At 45.9% G+C, this 22,663-nt stretch carries 24 protein-coding genes; 11 read left to right on the top strand and 13 right to left on the bottom strand.

What is annotated here, in order from left to right:
• Positions 1-771, top strand: a complete 771-nt coding sequence (gene xth / locus E4K71_RS07170) for an exodeoxyribonuclease III (RefSeq protein WP_135078122.1) — start codon at positions 1-3, stop codon at positions 769-771.
• Here xth and E4K71_RS07165 read toward each other — a convergent pair.
• Complete coding sequence (locus E4K71_RS07165) at positions 768-1,646, bottom strand: ABC transporter substrate binding protein (RefSeq protein ID WP_135078120.1); 879 nt, start codon at positions 1,644-1,646, stop codon at positions 768-770. The genes xth and E4K71_RS07165 overlap by 4 nt on opposite strands.
• A gap of 226 nt (positions 1,647-1,872) precedes the next feature.
• The gene (locus E4K71_RS07160) at positions 1,873-2,730 is read right to left on the bottom strand and encodes an ATP-binding protein (RefSeq protein ID WP_135078118.1); all 858 of its coding nucleotides are present in this window, start codon (positions 2,728-2,730) and stop codon (positions 1,873-1,875) included.
• A 133-nt stretch (positions 2,731-2,863) separates the two neighbouring features.
• Between E4K71_RS07160 and yajC the strand changes: the two genes are divergently transcribed.
• Genes yajC through E4K71_RS07140 form a run of 4 tightly spaced genes read left to right on the top strand, consistent with a single transcriptional unit; the run spans position 2,864 to position 6,218 of the window.
• Positions 2,864-3,277 (top strand): preprotein translocase subunit YajC, encoded by a 414-nt coding sequence (gene yajC, locus E4K71_RS07155; RefSeq protein WP_135078116.1) that lies wholly within the window; start codon positions 2,864-2,866, stop codon positions 3,275-3,277.
• Between the two features lie 32 nt (positions 3,278-3,309).
• Complete coding sequence (secD, locus tag E4K71_RS18360) at positions 3,310-4,869, top strand: protein translocase subunit SecD (RefSeq protein ID WP_135078114.1); 1,560 nt, start codon at positions 3,310-3,312, stop codon at positions 4,867-4,869.
• Between the two features lie 12 nt (positions 4,870-4,881).
• On the top strand, positions 4,882-5,835 hold the full coding sequence (gene secF, locus E4K71_RS18355) for a protein translocase subunit SecF (protein ID WP_135078112.1): 954 nt from the start codon (positions 4,882-4,884) through the stop codon (positions 5,833-5,835).
• Positions 5,835-6,218, top strand: a complete 384-nt coding sequence (locus tag E4K71_RS07140) for an Mth938-like domain-containing protein (protein ID WP_135078110.1) — start codon at positions 5,835-5,837, stop codon at positions 6,216-6,218. The genes secF and E4K71_RS07140 overlap by 1 nt, the downstream gene beginning before the upstream one ends.
• A gap of 58 nt (positions 6,219-6,276) precedes the next feature.
• Here the strand turns inward: E4K71_RS07140 and E4K71_RS07135 are convergent, their stop codons facing one another.
• The 4 genes from E4K71_RS07135 to E4K71_RS07120 form a co-directional block, all read right to left on the bottom strand.
• Positions 6,277-6,870: a superoxide dismutase gene (locus E4K71_RS07135; RefSeq protein ID WP_135078108.1), complete on the bottom strand. Its 594-nt coding sequence runs from the start codon at positions 6,868-6,870 to the stop codon at positions 6,277-6,279.
• 90 nt (positions 6,871-6,960) lie between these two features.
• Positions 6,961-8,073 (bottom strand): FAD-dependent oxidoreductase, encoded by a 1,113-nt coding sequence (locus E4K71_RS07130; RefSeq protein WP_135078106.1) that lies wholly within the window; start codon positions 8,071-8,073, stop codon positions 6,961-6,963.
• Positions 8,070-8,882, bottom strand: coding sequence for a squalene/phytoene synthase family protein (locus tag E4K71_RS07125; protein WP_135078104.1), 813 nt, complete (start codon positions 8,880-8,882; stop codon positions 8,070-8,072). Before E4K71_RS07125 ends, E4K71_RS07130 begins: the two co-directional genes overlap by 4 nt.
• Complete coding sequence (locus E4K71_RS07120; protein ID WP_135078102.1) at positions 8,879-9,601, bottom strand: squalene/phytoene synthase family protein; 723 nt, start codon at positions 9,599-9,601, stop codon at positions 8,879-8,881. The genes E4K71_RS07125 and E4K71_RS07120 overlap by 4 nt, the downstream gene beginning before the upstream one ends.
• A gap of 64 nt (positions 9,602-9,665) precedes the next feature.
• Here E4K71_RS07120 and E4K71_RS07115 point away from each other — a divergent pair, with 64 nt between their 5' ends.
• Positions 9,666-10,493, top strand: coding sequence for a squalene/phytoene synthase family protein (locus E4K71_RS07115; RefSeq protein ID WP_135078100.1), 828 nt, complete (start codon positions 9,666-9,668; stop codon positions 10,491-10,493).
• 3 nt (positions 10,494-10,496) lie between these two features.
• On the opposite strand, the gene E4K71_RS07110 is transcribed toward E4K71_RS07115, so the two are convergent.
• Positions 10,497-11,714, bottom strand: coding sequence for a threonine ammonia-lyase (locus E4K71_RS07110; protein ID WP_135078098.1), 1,218 nt, complete (start codon positions 11,712-11,714; stop codon positions 10,497-10,499).
• On the bottom strand, positions 11,715-13,067 hold the full coding sequence (gene trmFO, locus E4K71_RS07105) for a methylenetetrahydrofolate--tRNA-(uracil(54)-C(5))-methyltransferase (FADH(2)-oxidizing) TrmFO (RefSeq protein ID WP_135082011.1): 1,353 nt from the start codon (positions 13,065-13,067) through the stop codon (positions 11,715-11,717). It lies immediately after the preceding gene.
• Positions 13,068-13,167: 100 nt separating this feature from the next.
• On the opposite strand from trmFO, the gene E4K71_RS07100 reads away from it, so the two are divergent.
• From E4K71_RS07100 to E4K71_RS07080, 5 genes are all read left to right on the top strand, one after another.
• The gene (locus E4K71_RS07100) at positions 13,168-13,566 is read left to right on the top strand and encodes a rhodanese-like domain-containing protein (protein WP_135078096.1); all 399 of its coding nucleotides are present in this window, start codon (positions 13,168-13,170) and stop codon (positions 13,564-13,566) included.
• 96 nt (positions 13,567-13,662) lie between these two features.
• On the top strand, positions 13,663-15,528 hold the full coding sequence (locus E4K71_RS07095) for an AsmA-like C-terminal region-containing protein (RefSeq protein ID WP_135078094.1): 1,866 nt from the start codon (positions 13,663-13,665) through the stop codon (positions 15,526-15,528).
• A gap of 95 nt (positions 15,529-15,623) precedes the next feature.
• Entirely contained in the window at positions 15,624-16,070 is a 447-nt protein-coding gene (locus tag E4K71_RS07090; RefSeq protein WP_135078092.1) for a hypothetical protein, read from the top strand.
• A 161-nt stretch (positions 16,071-16,231) separates the two neighbouring features.
• Positions 16,232-16,663 carry a hypothetical protein gene (locus E4K71_RS07085; protein ID WP_135078090.1) on the top strand — a complete coding sequence of 144 codons (432 nt, stop codon included), beginning with the start codon at positions 16,232-16,234 and terminating at the stop codon, positions 16,661-16,663.
• A 101-nt stretch (positions 16,664-16,764) separates the two neighbouring features.
• Positions 16,765-17,352: a hypothetical protein gene (locus E4K71_RS07080; RefSeq protein WP_135078088.1), complete on the top strand. Its 588-nt coding sequence runs from the start codon at positions 16,765-16,767 to the stop codon at positions 17,350-17,352.
• 33 nt (positions 17,353-17,385) lie between these two features.
• On the opposite strand, the gene E4K71_RS07075 is transcribed toward E4K71_RS07080, so the two are convergent.
• The 5 genes from E4K71_RS07075 to E4K71_RS07055 are packed head-to-tail and all read right to left on the bottom strand — an operon-like array spanning position 17,386 to position 22,661.
• Complete coding sequence (locus E4K71_RS07075) at positions 17,386-19,098, bottom strand: Na(+)/H(+) antiporter subunit D (RefSeq protein ID WP_240796889.1); 1,713 nt, start codon at positions 19,096-19,098, stop codon at positions 17,386-17,388.
• The gene (locus E4K71_RS07070) at positions 19,088-19,339 is read right to left on the bottom strand and encodes a hypothetical protein (protein ID WP_135078087.1); all 252 of its coding nucleotides are present in this window, start codon (positions 19,337-19,339) and stop codon (positions 19,088-19,090) included. The genes E4K71_RS07075 and E4K71_RS07070 overlap by 11 nt, the downstream gene beginning before the upstream one ends.
• On the bottom strand, positions 19,336-20,817 hold the full coding sequence (locus tag E4K71_RS07065; protein ID WP_135078085.1) for a monovalent cation/H+ antiporter subunit D family protein: 1,482 nt from the start codon (positions 20,815-20,817) through the stop codon (positions 19,336-19,338). Before E4K71_RS07065 ends, E4K71_RS07070 begins: the two co-directional genes overlap by 4 nt.
• Positions 20,814-22,292, bottom strand: a complete 1,479-nt coding sequence (locus E4K71_RS07060; RefSeq protein WP_135078083.1) for a monovalent cation/H+ antiporter subunit D family protein — start codon at positions 22,290-22,292, stop codon at positions 20,814-20,816. The genes E4K71_RS07065 and E4K71_RS07060 overlap by 4 nt, the downstream gene beginning before the upstream one ends.
• Complete coding sequence (locus tag E4K71_RS07055) at positions 22,293-22,661, bottom strand: cation:proton antiporter subunit C (RefSeq protein WP_135078080.1); 369 nt, start codon at positions 22,659-22,661, stop codon at positions 22,293-22,295. It abuts the gene before it with no gap.
• Positions 22,662-22,663: the final 2 nt, after the last annotated feature.

Raw genomic sequence — 22,663 nt, 5'->3', positions numbered from 1 at the left:
GTGAAGATTGCGACTTGGAATGTAAATGGCATCAATGCCCGTAGGGAACATTTGTTACGCTGGTTAAAAGATTTCGACCCCGATGTAGCACTTTTACAAGAATTAAAAACACCGGGGGACGCCGTTCCTTTACTGGAATTGAAAGAGCTTGGCTATTACACAGAATTTGTCGGGCAAAAATCTTTTAATGGTGTGGCCATTCTCTCTAAACAGGAAATCAACGTTGTTTTAGATAAGCTACCGGGTGATGAAGAGGATATTCAGTCTCGATATATTGAGGCGGATACAGGGGGGATACGTGTCGCTTCGATCTATTTCCCCAATGGTAATCCGGTCGATTCTGAAAAATTCACCTATAAGCTTGGCTTTATGGAACGTGTGATCAAGCGGACAAAAGACCTTTTGTCAGAAGAAATTCCTTTTGTGCTGGGCGGGGACTATAACGTCGCACCGGATAATGGCGATGTGTATGATATTGCCAAAATGGGCGGGGACGCTATTTGTCGCGAAGAAGGTCGACGCCTGTATCGCCAGCACCTGAATATGGGATTGACCAATTCATTTAAGCTTTACCACCCAGAACCCGGCCAGTTTTCCTGGTGGGATTACCGGGGTGGGGGATGGAATAAAGACCACGGTGTTTTGATTGATCATCTTTTATTATCCCCGCATGCCGCAGATATGCTCGTGGATTCCCATATTGATAAAACACCGCGCGGATGGGAAAAAGCTTCAGATCACACGCCTGTCTGGTGTGAGCTGGATGTTTAATCTGGCTTTTTCAGATTAAACAGGCGTGCTGTGCGCTCGTTAAAAACTTTAAGGGACTGAGGGCGTTTTGGTGTGAAATCAGAGATTGGTTTTCCTGCTAAAACGCCTTGAAGCATTGTTGCGGCAATTTCACCACTTGCCTCCATATCCGGATAAACCGAAGCCACAGCAGCCCTATGTGCTGTGACATCTTTTTTAGCAAGGCCAAACACAGGTTTATTGGTTAACTGAACAACATATTGTGCAAATTCAGGCAAGATCCCCATTTGGTCACTTGGCGATAAAAAGATATCAACCTTATCTTTTAAAGACAGGATAGGCAGCTTGGCATCTTTAACCATCTTTTGCGGGCCATTTTTTTGTGTGCGCATACCAACGCGACGATACAGGAATTCCAGATCATGAAACTCAGGATCATCTTTTAAGGCCATCAACCATTTCTTAAAGCTGATTGATTGGGGCATCGTGGTATAGATCACACCGATTTTTTTGGCCTGAGGAAAGACCTTACGCATATAGCGTAGCCTGTCTTTAATATGGACGGAAAAAGCGACGCCTGTAAAACGCCCCTTTTGGGGCTGTTCAAAACTGGAAATAACCTTTTCACCTATCGGGTCCGTTACAGCACCAAAAATGACAGGAATGTGATCAGGAATGATTTTTTGATCCCGAATTGCCCGCAAGGCAACTGTACCAACCGCAACAACCGCACAGATATGTGCAGGCTTCTTTTGGGCGAGATAACGGTCCAGATATTTTTCGTGATTATTCAAGACCACATGTTCAAAGCGAACTTTTTGAGCGCCTGTGAAAAATGCATTGAAAAAAGGAAGTGTGAAGGAATCATAAGGTTCACCTTTTTGAGAATGAACCATCAAAACCTTGTTTGGAGAGGTTGGACAAGCATAAGCATTTGTATTCCCAACTATTAAGGAAAATACACAGCAAAATCCAAATATAAATATGCGCCAAATAGCCACGTTGCTCTTATCCGCTTTTTTGAGACCTTATAGGAAAGCGGATATAAACCAGCAAGTGTGTAAAAGTATAAGCCACAAACCAAACAAGTTAAGCTTAAGTCTCCTAAATAGTCCTTTGGGATTAGGTGATTTTTTGTTTTAAACGTCCGGCCAGATCCTGAATATATTGCCACGCCACACGACCTGAGCGTCCGCCACGGGTTACTGTCCATTCAATGGCTTCAGCTTTCCAGTTTTCTTCACTGATATTGAGTTCGTATTTCTCAATATAGCCACGAATAGCTGCAAAATAAGTCTCTTGGTCCATATTGTGAAACCCAAGCCACAACCCGAAACGATCAGAAAGGGATACTTTTTCTTCAACCGCTTCTGAGGCATGGATCGCGGTTGAACGTTCATTTTCAATCATATCTCGTGGCATCAGGTGACGACGATTAGAGGTCGCATAGAAAATCACATTTTCCGGGCGTCCTTCGATTCCGCCTTCCAAGACAGCTTTAAGAGACTTGTAGGACGTGTCATTGTCATCAAAAGATAGATCATCACAATAAAGGACACAGCGTTTTTGGGTTGAACTGAGGACTTTCAGCAAATCAGGCATGGAAGATAAATCTTCACGATGGATTTCAATGAGGATCAAACTATCAGGCGTTTTTTCATTGATATGGGCATGAACAGCCTTGACGATAGAGCTTTTCCCCGTACCGCGTGCACCCCAAAGAAGGGCATTATTTGCGCTGAAACCTTCGGCAAACTGCTGTGTGTTTTTAAGCAAGATATCTTTTTGTAAATCAATGCCTTGCAGCATATTCAGCGCAATGTGATTCACAGTGTGCACAGGATGAAGGCCCTGAATTTGTGCATTCCAGATATAGGCATTTGCTTGGTCCAGATCATGATCAACAACATGTTTAGGCGATTGTCGCTCAAGAGCATCGGCAATACGTTGCAGGACAGACTGGATTTGCAGTTCACTCATAACACCCTCAAGATCATAAAAAAGTCAGATAAGGCTAAGGATTCATATAGAAAATGTAAACATCACATTGTATAGTCCCGCGCAAGTTTGGGCTTGCCCATCTACAGTTTTTATCTAACCAATGGAGTTTTCAATGCTCATTTCTCCGGCTTATGCTCAAGCAGCAGGTGGTGCCGAAGCAGGTATTGCACAGTTTTTGCCGCTTATTCTGATCTTTGTTGTTTTCTATTTCCTAATGATCCGTCCGCAGCAAAAGCGCGCTAAAGAACATAAGGCAATGTTGGAAGCCATCCGTCGCGGTGATAGCATCGTAACCAGCGGTGGCATCATCGGTAAGGTGACAAAAGTTGATAGCGACACTGAAGTTTCCGTTGAAATTGCGCATGACACTGTTGTGAAAGTTCGCCGTGAAATGATCGCACAGGTGACAAGCAAAACAGAACCTGCAAAAGACGAAGGCGATGCCCCGGAAGCAGCAAATGACTCTGCGGAGCCTGCTGAAGAAAAAGGCGGTCTGAAGAAACTCTTCGGCGCAAAGAAAGACTAACCACGAACATATAAAGGAAGGGACCGAAAAAGATGGTCTACTTCGCCAAATGGAAAATTGCCCTTGTGGCTGTGGTTTGTTTGTTGGGCGTGGCATTTGCTGCGCCCAACATGCTTGATCGCACCACGACGGATAATCTACCGGGATGGCTCCCTAATCAGCAAATCAGTCTTGGCCTTGATCTTCAAGGTGGCTCTCACCTTCTTTTGGAGGTCGAAGCCCAGACGGTTATTAATGAACGCCTTGTTGCCATTGTCGATGCGGTTCGTTCCTCACTGCGTAGTGAACGTATTCGCTATACAGGGCTTGGGGTAAAAGACGGTGTTGTGCGCGTTCAAATCAAAAAGCCTGAACAGGTCGAAAAGGCGTATGATCTGGTTCGCAAGATCGATAATGGCGCTGAAACAGTTAAGGAAGGGGGCGCGATCTCCATTACCTTAACCGAAGATGCGATTATCAAAGCAAAACGTTCTGCCGTTGAGCAATCCATTGAAATCGTACGCCGCCGTATTGATGAAACAGGAACAAAAGAGCCAAATATTCAGCGCCAGGGGGATGAACGTATTCTCATTCAGTTGCCTGGTATTGATAACCCGGAAGATGTGAAACGCTTGTTGGGTAAGACCGCAAAAATGACGTTCCATCTGGTCAATCATAATGTGTCTGCCGAAGATCTTCTGGCGAACCGTATTCCACCGGGAACAATTGTTTTACCTGATGCCGATAACGAGGGGCGCAAGCTGGCCGTTCGCCGTAAGGTCGAAGTGTCCGGTGACATGCTGATTGACAGCCAGCCGACTTTTCAAGATGGCCGTCCGGTGGTGTCCTTTACCTTTAATGCGTTAGGTGGCAAAAAATTTGGTCAGGTTACGTCTAAAAACGTAAACCGCAGCCTTGCGATTGTTCTGGACGGTCAGGTGATCAGTGCCCCGAATATCCAAGGTCCGATCCTGGGTGGGAGCGGTGTGATTACAGGCCAGTTCAGTGTACAGGAAGCAAACGATCTTTCCTTGCTGTTACGTGCCGGTGCGTTGCCAGCCCCGCTGGTGATCCTTGAAGAACGGACCGTTGGTCCGGGTCTGGGCGCAGATTCTGTTGCCGCTGGTAAAATTGCCTCTATCGTGGGCCTGATTGGTGTGATCGCCTTTATGATCGTGACCTATGGCCGCTTTGGTATCTATGCCGATGTTGCCTTGATGTTTAATATCATTTTGATTGCAGCGGCATTGTCTTTGTTACAAGCGACCCTGACATTACCGGGGATTGCCGGGATTGTTCTGACCATTGGTATGGCGGTTGATGCCAACGTTCTTATTTTTGAACGTATTCGTGAAGAGCTGCGCAATGGTCTCGGGCCGATTGCGGCTGTGGATTCAGGTTACAAACGGGCGATCAAAACAATTATTGACGCCAATGTTACAACCTTGATTGCAGCGGTTCTTTTGTTTGAATTTGGCTCCGGCCCAGTTCGTGGCTTTGCGGTTACTTTGGCAATTGGCATTCTAACATCTATGTTCACAGCGATCATGGTGACACGTTTGCAAGTTGTTCTGTGGTTGCGCAAGAACAAGCCGAAAAAACTGGTGTTGTAAGGGAACTGAAGAATGAAACATCTGCATTTGGTTCCTGCTGGAACAACAATTGATTTCGTCGGCAAGAAAATCATGTTTTTTGCCTTTTCCGTCGTACTGATTCTTGCCTCTCTTGGCCTGTTTGGCACAAAGGGATTGAACTATGGTATCGACTTTAAAGGCGGTATCATGATGGAGGTTCGCACCAAAAGCGGACCTGCGGATATTGGACAGCTGCGCGACCAGCTTGGTGGTCTTGGTCTGGGTGAAGTCTCTATTCAGGAATTTGGTGAACCCGAAGAGGTCTTGATCCGTATTCAACGCCAGGAAGGCGATGAAAAAGCCCAGCAACGTGCTGTTCTGGCCGTTAAAGACGTGTTGAAAGACAGCGTTGAATATCGCCGTACAGAATTTGTCGGACCGAAAGTATCGGAAGAACTCTTTATGGATGGGGTAATGGCTGTCAGTTTTGCCATTGCAGCTATCCTTGTTTACATCTGGTTTCGTTTTGAATGGCAGTTCGGTATGGGCGCGGTGATTGCTCTTATCCATGACGTGATTTCGACCATTGGTATTTTTGCTTTGCTGGGGATGGAGTTTAATCTGTCTACAGTGGCGGCGATCCTGACCATTGCAGGGTATTCCATTAACGATACGGTTGTTGTGTATGACCGTGTTCGTGAAAACTTGCGTAAATATAAAAAGATGGAATTGCCTGAGCTTTTAAATAAGTCAGTCAATGAAACCTTGTCACGTACGGTTATGACGTCTGTCACCACCTTGTTGGCCTTGCTTGCCCTTTATATTCTGGGCGGTGAAGTTATCCGAGGATTCAGCTTCGCCATGATCTGGGGCATTTTGATCGGAACCTATTCTTCCATTTGTTTGGCTGTGCCAATCCTGACTTATTTTGCTATTCGTCGGGGTGATGAAGAAGAAGATGAAAACTCCGAAATCGAAAAGGTTGAAGGTGAGGGGACAGCTTAATGTCCTTGGACATCACACCTGTCATTACGGATAACCGCTTGATGATCAAATCCTATGGTGAAGGAACCTTCACCGTAAATGATCATAAGGTGACAGGCGCCGTCCTTCTTTATGATGGTAAAGTTGAACCTTGGCAGATATCAGATGTTTCTGAGATTACGCTGGACAGCTTGGCCCCTCTTTTTAATACAGAAGAAGATTATGATATCCTTCTGATTGGGATCGGGGCGCTTTCTCAAATGCCACCCAAAACCTTAAAAGAAGCAGTGAAGGAAAAGGGGCTTATCCTTGAATGGATGAATTCAGGGGCCGCAGCCCGCACCTTTAATGTTTTACAAACCGAAGATAGGCGTGTCATTGCCGCCCTCATTGCCGTTGATTAAAAAAACACCCGAAGCATACAGTGCGACGGGTGTTTTTCTTTGGCTGTAAAGATATGTGTTAAAGCTGTGAAGCAACAAAATCCCAATTGACCAATTCATTGAGGAATGTTTCGACATATTTGGGGCGCAGGTTCTGGTAATCCAGGTAATACGCATGTTCCCAAACATCACAGGTGAGCAATGCTTTTTGACCGTGTGCCAACGGTGTATCTGCACCGATTGTCTTGGTGATTTTCAGTTTACCATCTTCCAGTACAAGCCAACCCCAGCCGGAGCCAAATGCTGTGATACAGGCTTGAGTAAATTCTTCCTTGAATTTGTCAAAGGAACCAAAGGCAGCATTGATTTTGTCGGCCAGCTCACCCGTTGGTGCGCCGCCGCCATTTGGCTTCATACAGTTCCAGTAAAATGTATGGTTCCAAACTTGAGCTGCATTATTAAAGACACCGACTTTAGAGCTATCACCAGCGGCACTTTTAATGACAGATTCCAAGTCTTCCTGCGTCTTACCCGCATTATCACCCAGCAGGTTATTAAGATTCACGACATAGGTGTTATGATGCTTGCCATAATGAAAGCTCAGGGTATTGGCGGAAATATGAGGTTCCAGTGCATCTTGGGCATAAGGGAGGGGAGGGAGTTCAAACGCCATTTCAGGCCCCTTTCATTTGTTTATCATTTCATCGTGCTAATGAAATGGTGTGGTGATATGAAAAAGGGAACCCCTTGTTGGAAATATTTTTTACGATGAACAAGCCATTTGCGCTGCAAGCTTTCCTGACTTGATTGCACTTTCAATTGTTGCAGGAAGGCCAGTGTCAATCCAGTCTCCAGCCAAGAAGATATTTTCCATTTTAGTTTTTGTTGTGAGACGGTTTTCTGAAAATGCTTTATTTTGACGTGGGGTTGCCATTTTTTCGCAAATGAGACGATGTTTGGGCATATCTGATGTTTTTTGCGACAAGAATGGGGATGTCTCTGCCCAAACCTCTTCAATATCAGATATGCGTGCGTGGTTACTGATTGTCACGCATGCGTGTTTTTCCTTGGCATAAACCCAATGACTTTTTGTACCGATCAGGCCGAAGAATATCTCTTCAATCGCATCATTTAAATAAAAGTGAATATTTACAATCGGGTTGGAGGGGATAGGGCTGATTGAAAGTGGGGAATGGACTTTTTGATAAGCAGGTAGAGGAAGAGCTAAAATAATCCGGTCCTGTTGAGCGATTTTAATTTCGTCGTTCTTAAAAAAGAGACTGCTTTCATCAAATCCGACTAAGCGTTTACCAAATTGAATATCAAGTCCCTTTAACGCAGGAAGGGTTAGGGTATTTTCCAATGTGCTTTTGGGAAAGAAAGGCTCTAGTGCATCAGGCCCCTGTTTTAAAAGCTCTTTAAAAGTTTGGCTAAGGAGTTTTAGCGGCACTTCATTAAGCGGGGTGTTGAAAACAGAAATAAAGAAAGGTTCCCAAAAACGCTGAACGGCTTGTCTGCCAAACAGATTATGTAAGGCAACTTGAGGAATAGTGCCTTTAGCCACTTCCCATAAAAAATGATGGGCCTTTATGGTCCAGGATAAGTTTTTTTCAGGCTCATAAAATTGAAAAGAGGCAGGCGAGAGTGGCTGCAATTCGCCCTGTGCACCGATAAGGTTAAGATACTCGAATGTATGTTGATACCCTTTAATAATCAGATGTGTCCCATTATCGTGGGAACCAACCCTACGAACCCGCCCGCCCGCTTTTGGCGCTGCTTCGTAAACAAGAGGGTCTGCCCCTAAATGGCGACAATGCACCGCAGCACTTAAGCCAGCCAATCCTGCCCCAATAATATGAACGCGGCGATTACTCATGCCCTCGTTAACATACTCATGAGGAGAAACATTTTTTCGGTTTTGCTCAGGCGCATTCGGGGGCTTAGAACACGCCACCCTCGGCGTTTCATTTTTTCAAAAATTTTCTGATAGCCAGCTTTCATCATCAAGGCAGGCAAGAGCTTTTCCTTACCTGCTTTTTTTAGAATTTCATCCGCTTTCTTATAATGTGCCTCGGTGTGAGTTGCGAAAGCTTCAACGGTTTGTGTAAAGCTTTCATGTTCTCTCAGAAGTTCATCTGGCAAATATACGCGGCCAAGTTCTTCATCTTCTTTGATGTCGCGCAAAATATTGGTGAACTGTAAGGCGTATCCCAGCTCAATTGCAAATTCTTCTGCCCCGTGGTCAGTCCGCCCAAACAAAGGGAGGGAAAGCAGCCCGACACTCACTGCGACATTGCGGCAATATTGGTAAAGCTTTTCCCATGATGGGCGATGCACCGGGCCGTTGGCATCCATTTCCATCCCGTCAATCAGGTTATACAACTCAATACTGGGAATATGATATAAGGTGACAGCATCTGCCAAAATGCGGGTAATTTCACAGGAAGGCTCACCATTGAGCATTTTATCTATTTTTTTTCGCCAAAGATAAAGCTGGGTTACTTTATTTTCATGGCTGTCTTCTTCATCTGCAATATCATCGAGAACACGGCAATAGGCATAAATCGCATACAAGTATCCCCGACGGCTTTCAGGCAAGACTTTCATCCCCATAGCAAAGGAGCTTTTGGACTCTTTCACAATGGTTTCAACAAATTTAAAGTCTTTGGGCTGGGCATGTGTCATAGGGGGTAGAACCCTTTATAAGCGAGCAGGAATTTATCCAGTTTACTCAGTTCCACTCGCATTGCCAGCGGGTCTTGACGTTTTAGTTTCCCCAATAGGGCAAAACCACACAAAATGGTGACTTTTGCCTGATAACGCAGCCGTTTACTTTTGATTTGTTTGGGTAACTCAAGGGACTGTTTTAACAAAACTTCTGTTTGTTCAAGACATAGGTTTAGAATCTCACGAAAGCGGGAAGAGGCTTTGTTGTTTTTCAGAAAGTCTTCATAGCTCTCACCACCTTGAAGATACTCTTCAGGTAAATAAATGCGGTTCAGGCCCTGAAAGTCTTTTTGACAGTCTTGTAGGTGATTGAGAATTTGTAATGCACTACATAAGGCATCACTGGCTGTAGGCAAGCAAGTTTCACCATGTACATCCAATAAAAAACGTCCAACAGGGTTGGCAGAATAATGACAATAGTTCATCAATTCCTGCCAAGTCTGATAGCGGTTTTTATCAACATCTTGATGAAAAGCGACGAGTAAATCCTGTAAGAAAGGATTGTCTGTTTCCATATTCAGTTGGTCATGCTTTTCTTCTGCACTCAGGACCGTAGAGTCGGCAATATCATCAGCTGTCCGTGCAAATTGATAAAACCTCAGCACATCTGAACGCACAGCAGGGGCCAGTAAGAGGCTTGCCACCGGGAAATTTTCTGTATCTGCGTTCTTTGTCACTTGGCCTTTTCCTTTCGATGGTCTTATATGACACAGCTACACAGCCAAATCAAAAGCCAATCAGATGACAGACCTATTAAGTTTATGCGCTCAAGAAATCCATGCACACGATCATGACCAGTTTCTTTGCGGTTTATTTGTGTCAGAAGATCACCGTGAGGCATTTTATGCCTTACAAATCTTCTATCGGGAAACGGCACGTATTCGCGATATGGTAACGGAACCCCACATGAGATTGATGCGCCTGCAATGGTGGCGTGATTTAATTGCTGATATATATGCAGGCCGTGCCCCCAATGTTGAAACAGGCATGCATAAGGAAATTATCGCAGCTCTGAAAGCGCGAAATATCGAACAAGATTTATTCGACCGCTATTTCAATGCCCGCCAATTTGATATGGAAGACCGCGTTCATGATGACATGGCTTCTTTACGACGCTATAGCGAGGCCACAGGTGGCACTATTGCGCAGATAAAAGAACAAGCCATTGGGCTTTCCCCAACAGATGCAGCCCTGAAAGTCGGTGCTGCGGGTACTTTGGCGGGTATGCTGCAAACCATAGCTTTTCAGGCACGTCATAACCGCTGTAAAATCCCGACAGCCCTTGTCAAAAAACATCAGCTTTCTCTAAAATCCGTTATGGAATTGACTTGTACAGCCGCGCTTAAAGGCTGCGTTAAAGAAATCGTAGCTGAATGCTGCAAGTTGATCAAAGAGGCGCGGGAATGCAAAGTTGAAACAAACCCGGTTTTGCTCAGTACGATTGCTATTGAGGATTATCTCACCCGACTGGAAAAAGTAGGGTTTGACCCTTTTAACCCAAACTTGGGAAACGGTCGTTTAATTAAACAGATAAAATTAGGTTTCAAAGCCTGGAGAGGAAGCTATTAAGCCCTAAGCCTCACTCTCACTGATCACCCGGCAACTAAACCCATTATCTGCGAAATGCTGAACCAAAACATCGACATGGTTTGTATCAAGTGTTTCAACAACCACGTCGACTTCGGTCATTTTAACAGGCAGGTCATAGAACATGCGGTGATGGTAAATCTCTACAATATTGGCGCTTTGCTCGCTCATCATCTTTGCAATGGTTGCCAGACTTCCGGGTTGGTCGGGCAGGGTGATCCGCAATTTCACCATACGGCCATCACGAGCCAGTCCGCGCATCAATACAGAAGATAAAATCCGCGAATCAATATTGCCACCAGATAAAATAAGGCCAACCCGTTGGCCTTTAAATTGTTCTTTATGGTTTAATAACGCAGCTAGTCCTACAGCACCGGCACCCTCAACAATTAGGCGCTGTTTTTCCATCAATAACAACACAGCTTGTTCAATATCAGTTTCTTTGACCACTAGAATATCACGGGCCGTTTGTCGAATGATCGGGGCGGTTAGTTTTCCCGGTGTTTTTACCGCAATCCCTTCTGCCAGGGTTTGCCCGCCACGGGTTTGGTCCTGATGATAAAAAAGATCATGCATGGAGGGATAGGCATCACATTGCACACCAATCATTTGAGTTTGAGGGGATAAAGCATTAAATGCCGAAGCAACCCCCGCCATCAGGCCACCCCCACCAATGGGAACCAGCACGCAATCAAAGGGGGGCTGGCTCTGGCTCACCATCTCCAGGCCGACAACACCTTGGCCTGCGATGATATCTTCATCATCAAAGGGGCTGATATAGGTAAGCTGTTTTTCATGAACAAGACTGAGAGCATGCTCGCGTGCTTCATTGAAGTTATCTCCAGATACGATAACTTGTGCACCGAGTTCTTCTGTTTTGGATATTTTATTAAAAGGGGTGCCAACAGGCATGACAATCGTTGCCGGGATCCCCATAGCTTTGGCATGATAAGCCACCCCTTGAGCATGGTTTCCCGCAGATGCAGCCACGATGCCGCGCTTCATTTCCTCTTCGGATAAATGGGATAGTTTAATAAGTGCCCCACGGGCTTTAAACGAGCCCGTGGTTTGCAGGTTTTCCAGCTTAAGATAAACTTCTGCTTCACATATATCAGAGAGAGAACGTGAAAACACCAAAGGGGTACATAGCAACTTATCTGCCATGGTTTTTTGGGCTTGTGTGAGTTTATCCAGTGTGATCATTTATACCCGGTCTGTTTGTTCCAGCCACTCATCCAGTGCTTTTAATGCACGGGCGGAAACAGCAGCCTTTTTCTCTTTGCCTTTGACCCGTTTTCCCCGTTCATTGCGCACATCCATCGGTGGCAACAAACCAAAGTTGATATTCATCGGCTGGAATGTCAAGGCATCAGCCCCACCTGTAATGTGATTCAAAATACCGCCAAGGGCAGTTACTTCCGGTGGGTACGTAATCTCTTGTTCCAGCAATTCACAGGCGGCAAAACGTCCGGCCATCAGGCCAACGGCTGTACTTTCCACATAGCCTTCACAGCCCGTGACCTGTCCGGCAAAACGGATATTGTTGCGCCCTTTAAGCTTGAGGCTACCATCAAGCAGGCGAGGGGAATTGATAAAGGTATTGCGATGAATACCGCCCAAACGGGCAAATTCAGCATTTTCCAGCCCCGGAATCGTTTTAAAAATACGGACTTGTTCCCCATGTTTCAACTTGGTCTGAAAGCCAACCATATTATAGAGGGTGCCCAGCTTGTTATCTTGGCGCAGTTGGACCACGCCAGCCAGTTTTGTATCCGGGTCGTTCGGATTGGTCAGCCCAACCGGTTTCATCGGGCCATAAGCCAGCGTTTCACGGCCCCGTTCAGCCATGACTTCAATGGGCAGGCAAGCTTCAAAATAGGGTGTATTCTTTTCCCATTCCTTGAATTCCATTTTATCGCCAGCCAGCAGGTCATCAATAAACTGGTCATATTGTTCACGCGTCATGCCCAGATTGATGTAATCGGAACCATCGCCCTTGTCATAGCGTGACTGGAACCAGGCTTTGGAAAAATCAATGCTGTCTCTATGAATAATCGGGGCAATGGCATCAAAAAAATGAAGGGAGTCTTCATCTGTCAAGCCCTTGATCGCATGGGCAAGGGGGTCTGATGTTAATGGCCCTGTGGCAATAATCACCTGTTCCCATTCGTCACCGGGAATGTCCGTGATTTCTTCGCGAACGACTTCGACGTTTCCATGGTTCATTAAAGCTGCTTGAACAGCTTCGGCAAAACCATCACGGTCCACGGCCAAGGCCCCCCCGGCAGGGACGGCATTTTCATCGGCACATTTCATAATCAAAGAGCCGCAACGGCGCATTTCTTCATGCATGAGACCGACGGCATTATATTGCGCATCATCAGAACGAAGCGAGTTTGAACAAACCAGCTCTGCCAGTGTGTCTGTCTGATGGGCTTCGGTTGGGCGCACCGGGCGCATCTCGTGCAGGACAACCTTGATCCCGCGTTGTGCAGCTTGCCAAGCAGCCTCGCTCCCAGCCAAACCGCCGCCAATAATATGGAGTGTCTTTGTCATCATCACGACATATAGTTTGTTTATTAAATAAGCAAGTCTCTTGCTAAACTTTCTCAGAATTAGTAAAACGCAATACGCTTATATACAAAGGATACTCAGAATGGATTCACCACTCGTTACGGCCATTATCGTTATTGCAATTGCCTTTATTTCCTTTCGTATGTTACCTCGCTTATTGGCAGGTGTTCCTTTTGTCGATGCTGAAGCGGTTTTTGCCCGTATGAAAGATGATGAAAACGCCGTTTTGATTGATGTACGCACCCCGGAAGAATATAAGGCTGAACATGCATTGGACAGCGTGAACGTTCAACCTTATGAACTGGGCGAAAATATTGAAGAAAAACGCCAGTTTCTGGACCATAAAATCTATGTCATCTGCCTGTCCTCCCAACGTGCTGCCATGGCGGCAAAGCAGCTGAAAGGCTTGGGTTTTACCAATGTAAGTGTGGTTAAAGGTGGATTAAACGCCTGGAAAAAGTACAAACTTCCGACAGCTTGATACATCTCTGCTATTGTCGCCACAGGTATCTCTTTGTAAAGTAGCGGGAAATCGCATATTTTGCAACTGCGATTAAGGTGTAGACAAGGATCAGCAATGTTTGAAGTTGATGGCTTTGAGGTCAGGTTTGTAAAATCCAAAATGCCGTTTATTGCAATCGGCCTTTTGCTGATTCTGCTGGCAACACCTTTCTTTTTACCCTCTGTTGTTTATCAAAATATTCTGGAAAATCGGCTTGAAGCAGCCAGCGGTCTGGATGTTGAATTCGAAGGGCGTTTTAATGTTACGACCTTTCCAAACCTCATCATCGAGGCTGAAGATATTGTTTTTAGCGGTCAAGTTCGACGAAATATTGAAATCGTCGGTGCTGTTCGCAAGCTGAAAGCGGACTTGAAAATCCTGCAATTTCTAGCGGGTAATCTTCACCTGGAAGATTTTCTACTGGTTTCCCCAAAAGTGACGATTAATGGGGATTTCACCCCCTTGCTCCCGGAATGGCTACGTTCACAACTGGGAACCGCACGGAAACAAGATGTCCGTTACTTTGAATTGATCCAGTATTTTCTGGAAAATTCCGTCATTGAAAATGCACAAATATCGGAAGGCAGTCTTCACTGGAACCAAAAACCAAACAAGTCATTGACGGCGCAAAAGCTCAACATACAGCTAAATAAGCCTAAAGAGGGTAAAGACCTTAAGGTCAGCAGTAATGTGTATCTTAATGAGCGTAGTGTTGACTTCAAACTTCGCTTGCAACGCCCGGATGATTTCTTGCGTGGTTTTAGAAGCCGCTTGACCCTTAATATTGATTCAGCGCCTTTACGCGTTGAATTCATCGGAAGTGCCGCTAAAAGATCGACTTTTGTGTCACAGGGGGATTTGCGGGTCGATATTCCCTCCTTAAGTGATTACTGCAACTGGCTTGCCTATTCGGATGATTGCCCGGACCAGGCCACGCCTTTGCTGATTAAAACGGAATTAAAGCTACGCGATCAAAAGCTTCAAATTGAGAATGCAAAATATATTCAAACCCCTTTTATTTTTTCTGCCACAGGGGCAATTGATTTCAAACCAACCCTGCCTGAAATTATGGGGACCGTGACATTTCCCATTCAGCCAATTGGTCACGTGTTTTCAACATCTATTCAACGTAGTTTTAATTTCAAGGACCTCTTCCTTGATGCTTTTGATGCCAATGTTGATTTTAAATATCAAGGTATTCGCTTGCCCTCAGGCGTTCTGATCCAGCCCCGGGTCAAAGCCACACTTAATGATGGGCGTTTGTCGTTAAATGCCCATAATATCAAGGCGTTTGATGGCCTGACAAATATGCGTTTTCGCTGGTATGAAGGGGTTGACGGCGGATATATGGACTTGCGCATTGATGCCAATAATATCAATCTGGAACAGGCTCAAAAAGATTTATTATGGGATTTCAAAATGACAGGGACGTTGAAAACCGGTTTTGAGATCCAATCAGAAGGGGCTTCTTTTCAACAGCTTCTTCAAACGGCTCGAACCCATGGTGATTATTCTATTCTGGATGGCAGTTTGAAACACCCAAATGTGGCAAAGGCTCTGGCTGGGGAGAAAAGTACCTCCCTTGAATTTGCAGAAATCAAGGGCCGACTGGATGGCCGTCATGGTCAGATCAACAGTAATGAGATTAATGTGATTGCCCCTTCTGTACATATATCTGGTACAGGGCATCTTGATCTCATCAAACAGTTCCTGAATATCCGCCTCAATAGTGACCAGATGACTTCTGCCACAAAAAAACAGGGAAGTGGCTTTGTGCGTTTAGCGGGGCCATTGAACGAAATCCAGCTTGCGACATCATTACAAGAATTAAACACGCCTCAAATTAGTGATGACCAACATTCTGGTTTGATCCCAATTGAAGAAAAAGGCCCTTTGGATACGGAAGAAATTGTTATAGAAGAAACGGACTTACTCGATTAACAGGATTTCTACTTGTGTTGTCAAAAATCAACTTTCCCCCTCTGGCTTTCGCTTTTGTTCTTTTGTTCCTGCAAGCCTGTACAAGGGCCCCGTTTGTGGAAGATTGGCAACGTGAACGCCTGACAGAAATCCCAGAAGATGAACTGACAGTTTCCATCTGTTTTGATATGGACCAACATAGCCAGAAACAAGTCTATGAATTGGCCCATGAAGAATGTGTCCGACGTATCACGGAAACACAAAATCTTGTTCAAATTGGTAATCTTGGCAATGTGCGCTATTTAAACCAGGCCGAAGGCGGGCACTTTGCTGGCCCTGTTGATCGCAAAAAACGTATTGAGGCCATGGTCTCAAGCCTACAGCTGGTCTATACGGAAAATGACAAATGGGAATGCCCGCTGGCTACCCCCAATCGTATCACGTTTGAATGTCGTTACAATGTGAATGCCAAAGATTCGAATAACAGGCGGCAGGTTGATGTCAAAACAGCCCCTTCAGCTGATCTTCCCCCAGAACTGCCCGCTGATTTAAAACCTAATTAATTCAGCAGGTTAGAATTATTTTATTTATTTAAGTAGAAGACCTTAGTTTTCTGACTTGATCTTTACCTTTTGCTAAAGTAGTTTAGATAGTACGTACGTGTGTTTTATAAACAGGCTACACACCTGTTTATATGTTTCGAAACTGATGAAAGACAAATACTATGTCGAGTGTTACTAAGCCAATTGCAGCTAGTACCTCCCCGGTGGCATCAAGCCGCGCGGGCAGTAGTGTTCGTCAAGTCGCTTCCCAATTTGGTGCTGTTTCTGAACTCTACGCCCAGTCTGGCGTTAGAGGGGATGATGAAAACCGAAATCTTGATGATTTCAATGGTAAAGGCCAGCAGCAACAACGCCATGAACAGCCCCATACCCTTAAACTTCATGGAACCTCGCGCACTTTTGCGATGTTATTTGAAGACTCTCAACAAGGCTCCTCTGTAGGGGAAGATGGCTATGTTGGTGATGGTACGGGTACAGGTAAACCTGCCTTTCAGGCTTATATGGAACGCGCAACTTCAACTTATGACCTAAGTACCCGCGCCGTAAACGGCGAATTAAAAGTTAGAGGCGGTTCCCTTAATATCGCAATGTAAACTCACAACAGAGCTTTTCCTGAATTTTCCATTTACGTTAAGCAGGTGGAAACGATTGCCTGTGTATAGTGATATGAAAAGCGATTGATGAAGAGGATGTAATGAGCGCCGCTGCCGTTGAAACAATGTATGACGTTGCCGCCTGGTTTATGGATCATGCATTAAATGACAACGAATACCTTCAGCCCATGAAAATGCATCGGCTGCTATATCTTTCTCAAAGTTACTTTGCCTTAGCCTACCACGGTAAAAAACTAGCCCCTGGCGTCTTTCTTGCCGATGACCAAGGGCCGATTGAGCCTCATGTGTTTCGTGCTTTTGAACAGGGCAGGCCAAATTTTTACCTGAACACAACGATGCCGCCTTATGTAGATGAATTTCTTGAAGGGATTTGGCGACGTTTTGGTTCATTTTCAGCAGATAAGCTCAATCACATTACAACACGAACGCCTGCTTTCCAAAAAGCCTTGAAAAAAGGCAAGCGTACAGAAATTCCGTTTAAAGAAATGGTGCTGAGCTTTAAGAAATCAAAAACAGCGCCCGGTGTTGATAAAGTGCTCAAGCCAAAAGTGGTGCGCACTCATAATGGTCGCGCTGTTGAAGCAAAGTCCTGGGCACCGGGATTAAGAAAAGTGGCACAAGCCACACCGCTGGCTTCAAAAACAGCAAAGAAAAAGGCTCCCAGATAACCGGGAGCCTTTCTTTTTAGGTCAATTTATCTCTTAGATGTAATACACCAAGAGATAAACCCCAAGCAGGATTGCCACCCACAAGACCATACTTCCTGTCGGCCAAGTGCGTGCCAAAATACCATGTGGACCATGATGGCGGGTCACATGTTTAATGAAGACTTCCAAGCGATTTAAGGATGTTTTCTTAAAGGCTTCAAAAGCTTTTCCACCGTGACGGATCACAAATTCTTCGTGAAGAAGATTGAAGAATTTGCGATAGAACCAGTCGAAATCCAGCGTAATGGTCAAGGTCCGCTTCATCATCTTCAACAAGACGAAGAAGGCAAAACCTGAGAACAACAGCAATTCCAACATATGAACCACATGCGTCCCTGTGTAAGGCACATAATTGACTTCATATGGCAGGATGGCATAAAGCGGGTCCGGATAAACCCCAAGACCAATACAGAACCCTGCAAAAATCAACATGGCCAAACGCATGTTAAAGGGCGGGTCTTTCGGCTTGGCACCGAATTCTTTTTCCACATACCCCGGGGCGCGTTGGAAAAACACAAACCAGGGGAACTTAATCCCAGCGTGCAGGAATACCCCGGCAGAAGCCGCTTCCAGCAAGAACCACGCATAAGCGATATGTTCACTGGCCGCAGCAGACGCAATCATAGTCTTGGTTGTAAAACCAGATGTCAGCGGGAAGCCGGAGATCGCCAAAGCGCCAATAGTACCGCAAATCATGGTCAACGGCATGGCCTTATACAAGCCCCCAAGGTCTGTACATTTACGCTTGTTAATTTCGTAAATCACCGCACCGGCAGACATCAACAACAGTGCTTTATAGATAATATGGGCAAAGGCGTGAGCCGCCGCGCCGTTAAGGGCAAGATCTGTCCCGATACCGATACCTGTCACCATGAAACCCACCTGGTTGATGATGGAATAGGCCAGAATGCGGCGCATATCGTTTTCCAACAGAGCATAGATAATGCCGTAAAAAACCATATAGAGGCCAACAAAGATCAGGACATTTTCACCGGGGAAAGTGCGAATCAAGACATAAACGGCGGTCTTGGTTGTAAAGGCCGACAGGAAAACACTGCCTGACCAAGACGCACTTGGATAAGCATCGGGCAACCAAGATGAAAAGGGCGGGGCACCTGCGTTAATCAGGAAACCAACCAAAATCATCCATGTCCACCAGCTATCAGCCTGCATCGCGCCAAATTCAACGGAGCCAGAATGATAAATCTGACCGATGATACCGATCATCAAAATCACACCACCGAACAAGTGAACAATCACATAACGCATGGAAGCGCCATAGGATTCAGTTGTACGTGCCGACCAGATCACCAAAGTTGAGGCAATCGCCATGAATTCCCAGAAGACAAAGACAGTGATGAGATCACCCGCCATTGCCACACCCACAGCACCACCAGCGTAAGCGTACGCCGACATCAGTTCGATCTGGCTTTTCTGATTCAGGGCAAAAATACCCCCAACAAAAGCCATCAAGGTGAAGATGGTTGCAAACAGGCGAGACAGTTTATCGCCTTGCAGCGGTTCCAGCGTGTAATCCAGGAACGAAATGGTCAACTGTACGCCATCGGGCACGGCCCAGATGAAATACATGGTGATGACCGGGATCAGCAACATCATGGTTTTGCGCGCATTTCCAACCAGTGCAGGCAGGAACAAAGCGCCGAAAATCATGATCAATCCGGGGGGAAGGGCACTGTTAATCATCATAATAGGTGTCCTTCCGTTTCAAGAAAATACCGAGCAGTTTTGCAAAAAGTACCATTGCAGCACAGGCCAAGAAGCCAAACCAAGCATTGAAGCCAAACCAACCGTCGACTTCAAAATATGGGTGCGGGTGAATGGTGAATTCCAGCAAAACTGTAATAACCAGAATAGCAATGCCGATGATCCATAAGTTTTTTATGGTCTTAGGGCGGCAAAGCCAGTGAACGTCTTGTTGTTCACTCATTGAACACCCCCAATCATTTGTTGTGCCAACTCAAGGGCAACATCCGGGAACAGGAACATCAAAATTGTCAGCGTTGCCGTACATGTAATGGCGACAACGATGGGCAGCGGGGCTTCACCATGATCATCATGGTTCTCACCTTCGCCTTTCTTGCTTTCCGGTGATTTAAAGAATGCACGATAGATGATCGGCAGGAAGTAGCCTGCGTTCAGCAACGTACTTAAGACAACGACACTCAAGGCCACAAAGTTCTCAGAACTCATTGCCCCCTGAACGATATACCATTTTGAAATAAAGCCAGCCGTCGGCGGTAAGCCAATCATAGACAGCGCCCCAATTGAAAAGGCGGTCATGGTAATCGGCATTTTCCAACCAATCCCGTTTAGCTGGCTGACCTCTGTCTTATGTGCCGCGGTATAAATAGAACCCGCTGCAAAGAAGAGGGTGATTTTACCAAAGGCATGGGCAGCAATATGCAACGCAGCACCAATGGCTGAAATTGGCGTCAGAATGGCCGCAGCCAAAACCACATAAGACAGTTGCGAGATGGTTGAATAAGCCAATCGGCGCTTAATATTATCTTGGCGCAGGGCCACCATAGAGGCGGCAATGATCGTGAAGCCAGAGATATAAACCAGCCAGTCTGTAGACCCGGAAGTCACGAGGTTATCAATACCAAAGGTATAAACAATCACTTTGACGACAGAGAATACACCGGATTTCACAACGGCCACAGCATGCAGCAAGGCAGAAACCGGGGTCGGTGCCACCATGGCTGCGGGCAACCAACGGTGAACAGGCATAACAGCGGCTTTACCAATGCCGTAGATAAACAGCATCAGCAATAAGCCCATCATTGGGCCTTCTACCTTGCCACCCAAGATCCCGCCATTGACGAAATCAAGTGTGCCTGTTGCAAAATAGGTCCAGGCAATCGCCAGGAACAAGAACGCAACAGATGTCGTAACCAAGATCCCCAGATAGGTACGTGCACCTTGCAGGGCTGTCTCATTCCCTTTGTGCGAAACAAGCGGGTAGGTGCTGAATGTCAAAACTTCGTAGAAGATAAACAATGTCAGCAGGTTGGCTGAATAAGCCAGCCCCAATGTGGCCGAAATGGCAACGGCAAAGCAAATATAGAACCGTGTCTGATGTTTCTCTTTATTGCCGCGCATATAGCCGATGGAATAGATGGAATTCAAAATCCATAAGCCCGAGGCAATCAGCGAGAACATCATACCCAGAGGTTCAACCTTAAAGGCAATGGCAAGCCCCGGAAACATATCAAGTAGACGAACTTCCGGGCGGGCACCGTCCATAACAGGCCCCAAAAGGGTTAGTACATTCAGGAAGAGGGCTACCGCCGTCACAAGTGTAACTGTCTCACGCAGATTTGGTGATTTCCCTGTCAGCGCGATCAGAACCGCTCCAATAGCGGGTATCACCATTGAGAGAATGATGGCAAGTTCCATTGTCATGGTGCACCTCCAACCAGCATCTCAGCAGCAAGTTCTGCAACACCCAGTGTCATATCGGTATCAATCCCAAAATAAATAGACGCCAAAGCCATGACCCACAATGGGATCAACATGGACAGCGGCGCTTCCTTAACGCTGGTATCGCCATCAGCAGGTGCTTTGAAATAGGCGACTTCAATGAAACGCCAGACATAAACAACTGCAATCAAGGAACTAAGCAAAATCAAGAAGGCAATGGGCATCATGTCGGCTTGCATCGCTGCCAAGATCAATTGCCACTTGGAAATAAAGCCGACAGTCAGCGGCACACCAATCAAGCTCAGCCCCCCAATGACAAAAGCCGCCATTGTGAGAGGCATCTTCTTGGCGATGCCGTGCAGATTTTCCATGCGCACAGAGCCAACGCGATACATGATACAACCCATTGCGAGGAAACAGGCACATTTCATCACCGCATGGTTCAGCAAGTGAACGATACCGGCAGAAACACCCGTGACATTCAAAAAGCTGATCCCAAGCATAATATAGCCGATTTGTGCAACAGACGAATAAGCCAGCATCCGTTTCAAGTTATTCTGGAAAACAGCAACTGTGGAAGCAACGAACATCCCAACAATTGCTAGTCCCATAATCACCGGTGCCAAGCCTGTCTCTTCGAAAATATCCACCCCGAAGATGGTGAAGAAGACCCGCAGCATGACATAGACTGCGACCTTTGTTGCGGTTGCTGCCAAAAAGGCTGTAATAGTGCTCGGCGCATAAGTGTAAGCATTCGGTAGCCACAGATGCAGCGGGAACAAGGCCAGTTTCAAACTCAAACCAACAGTCAAGAAAGCCAAGGCTGCTTGTAACGTGCGAATGCTGCCATCCATGTTGGAAAGCTTGTCATGCAGGTCAACAATATTGAGTGTCCCGGTCATTTGGTAGAGCAAACCCAGACCGATCACATAAAATGTCGCCCCCAACGTCCCCATGATCAGATATTGGTAAGAAGCCGTCAAAGCACGACGGTCTTTGCCAAGGGAAATCAGTGCATAAGTGGAGAGGGAGGAAACTTCCAGGAAAACGAAAAGGTTAAAGGCATCGCCTGTCGCCGTCATCCCCAGCAGACCTGTGAGGCACAGCAAAAAGGCTGTGTAAAACAGTGTCGTTTGTTCACGTGGAATTTCACGTGTAATGCTGTGGCGACCATAAATGGAGACAATAGCCCCAATGGCGGAAACAATCAGAAGAATGTAGGCATTGACCACATCAATTCTGAATTCAATCCCCCAAGGAGCAGGCCAGCCCCCCATAAAATAGGACAAAACGCCTTGTGTCAGAACCTGATCCAGGATCATTAAAGAGATCGCAAAGCTGATCAAGCTGACAAGCAATGTAATTCCCCAGGCAATATCGCGATTGCGCAACACGACGCAAAGCGGTGCAGCCATCAAGGGAATGATGATTTGCAAAATAGGAAGATGGGCAGTCATTTAAAAGTCTTCCTCCTGAGCGTGAATTTCTTCTTCTTCGATCGAGCCATAGGATTCACGAATACGTATAACAAGGGCCAAGCCCAATGCTGTCGTCGCAATCCCCACCACGATCGCTGTCAGGATTAATACGTGGGGAAGGGGGTTTGAAAAGACGCTTATGCCTTCACCAAAAATTGGTGCCGTTCCGCCAGTTACTTTACCGATACTAATATAGAGAACAAAAACCGAGGTTTGGAAAATATTCAAACCCACCAATTTTTTAACCAGATTGCCCCGTGCAATAACAATATAAAAACCGACCATCATCAAAAAGATTACGACCCAGTAGTTATAGAGACCGGGGTTCAGGATTTCATTATATTCCATAC

Source organism: Terasakiella sp. SH-1 (assembly GCF_004564135.1).
Taxonomy (GTDB): domain Bacteria; phylum Pseudomonadota; class Alphaproteobacteria; order Rhodospirillales; family Terasakiellaceae; genus Terasakiella.
The sequence above is the reverse complement of the archived record's forward strand: the minus strand, read 5'-3'. Positions and strand labels throughout refer to the sequence as shown.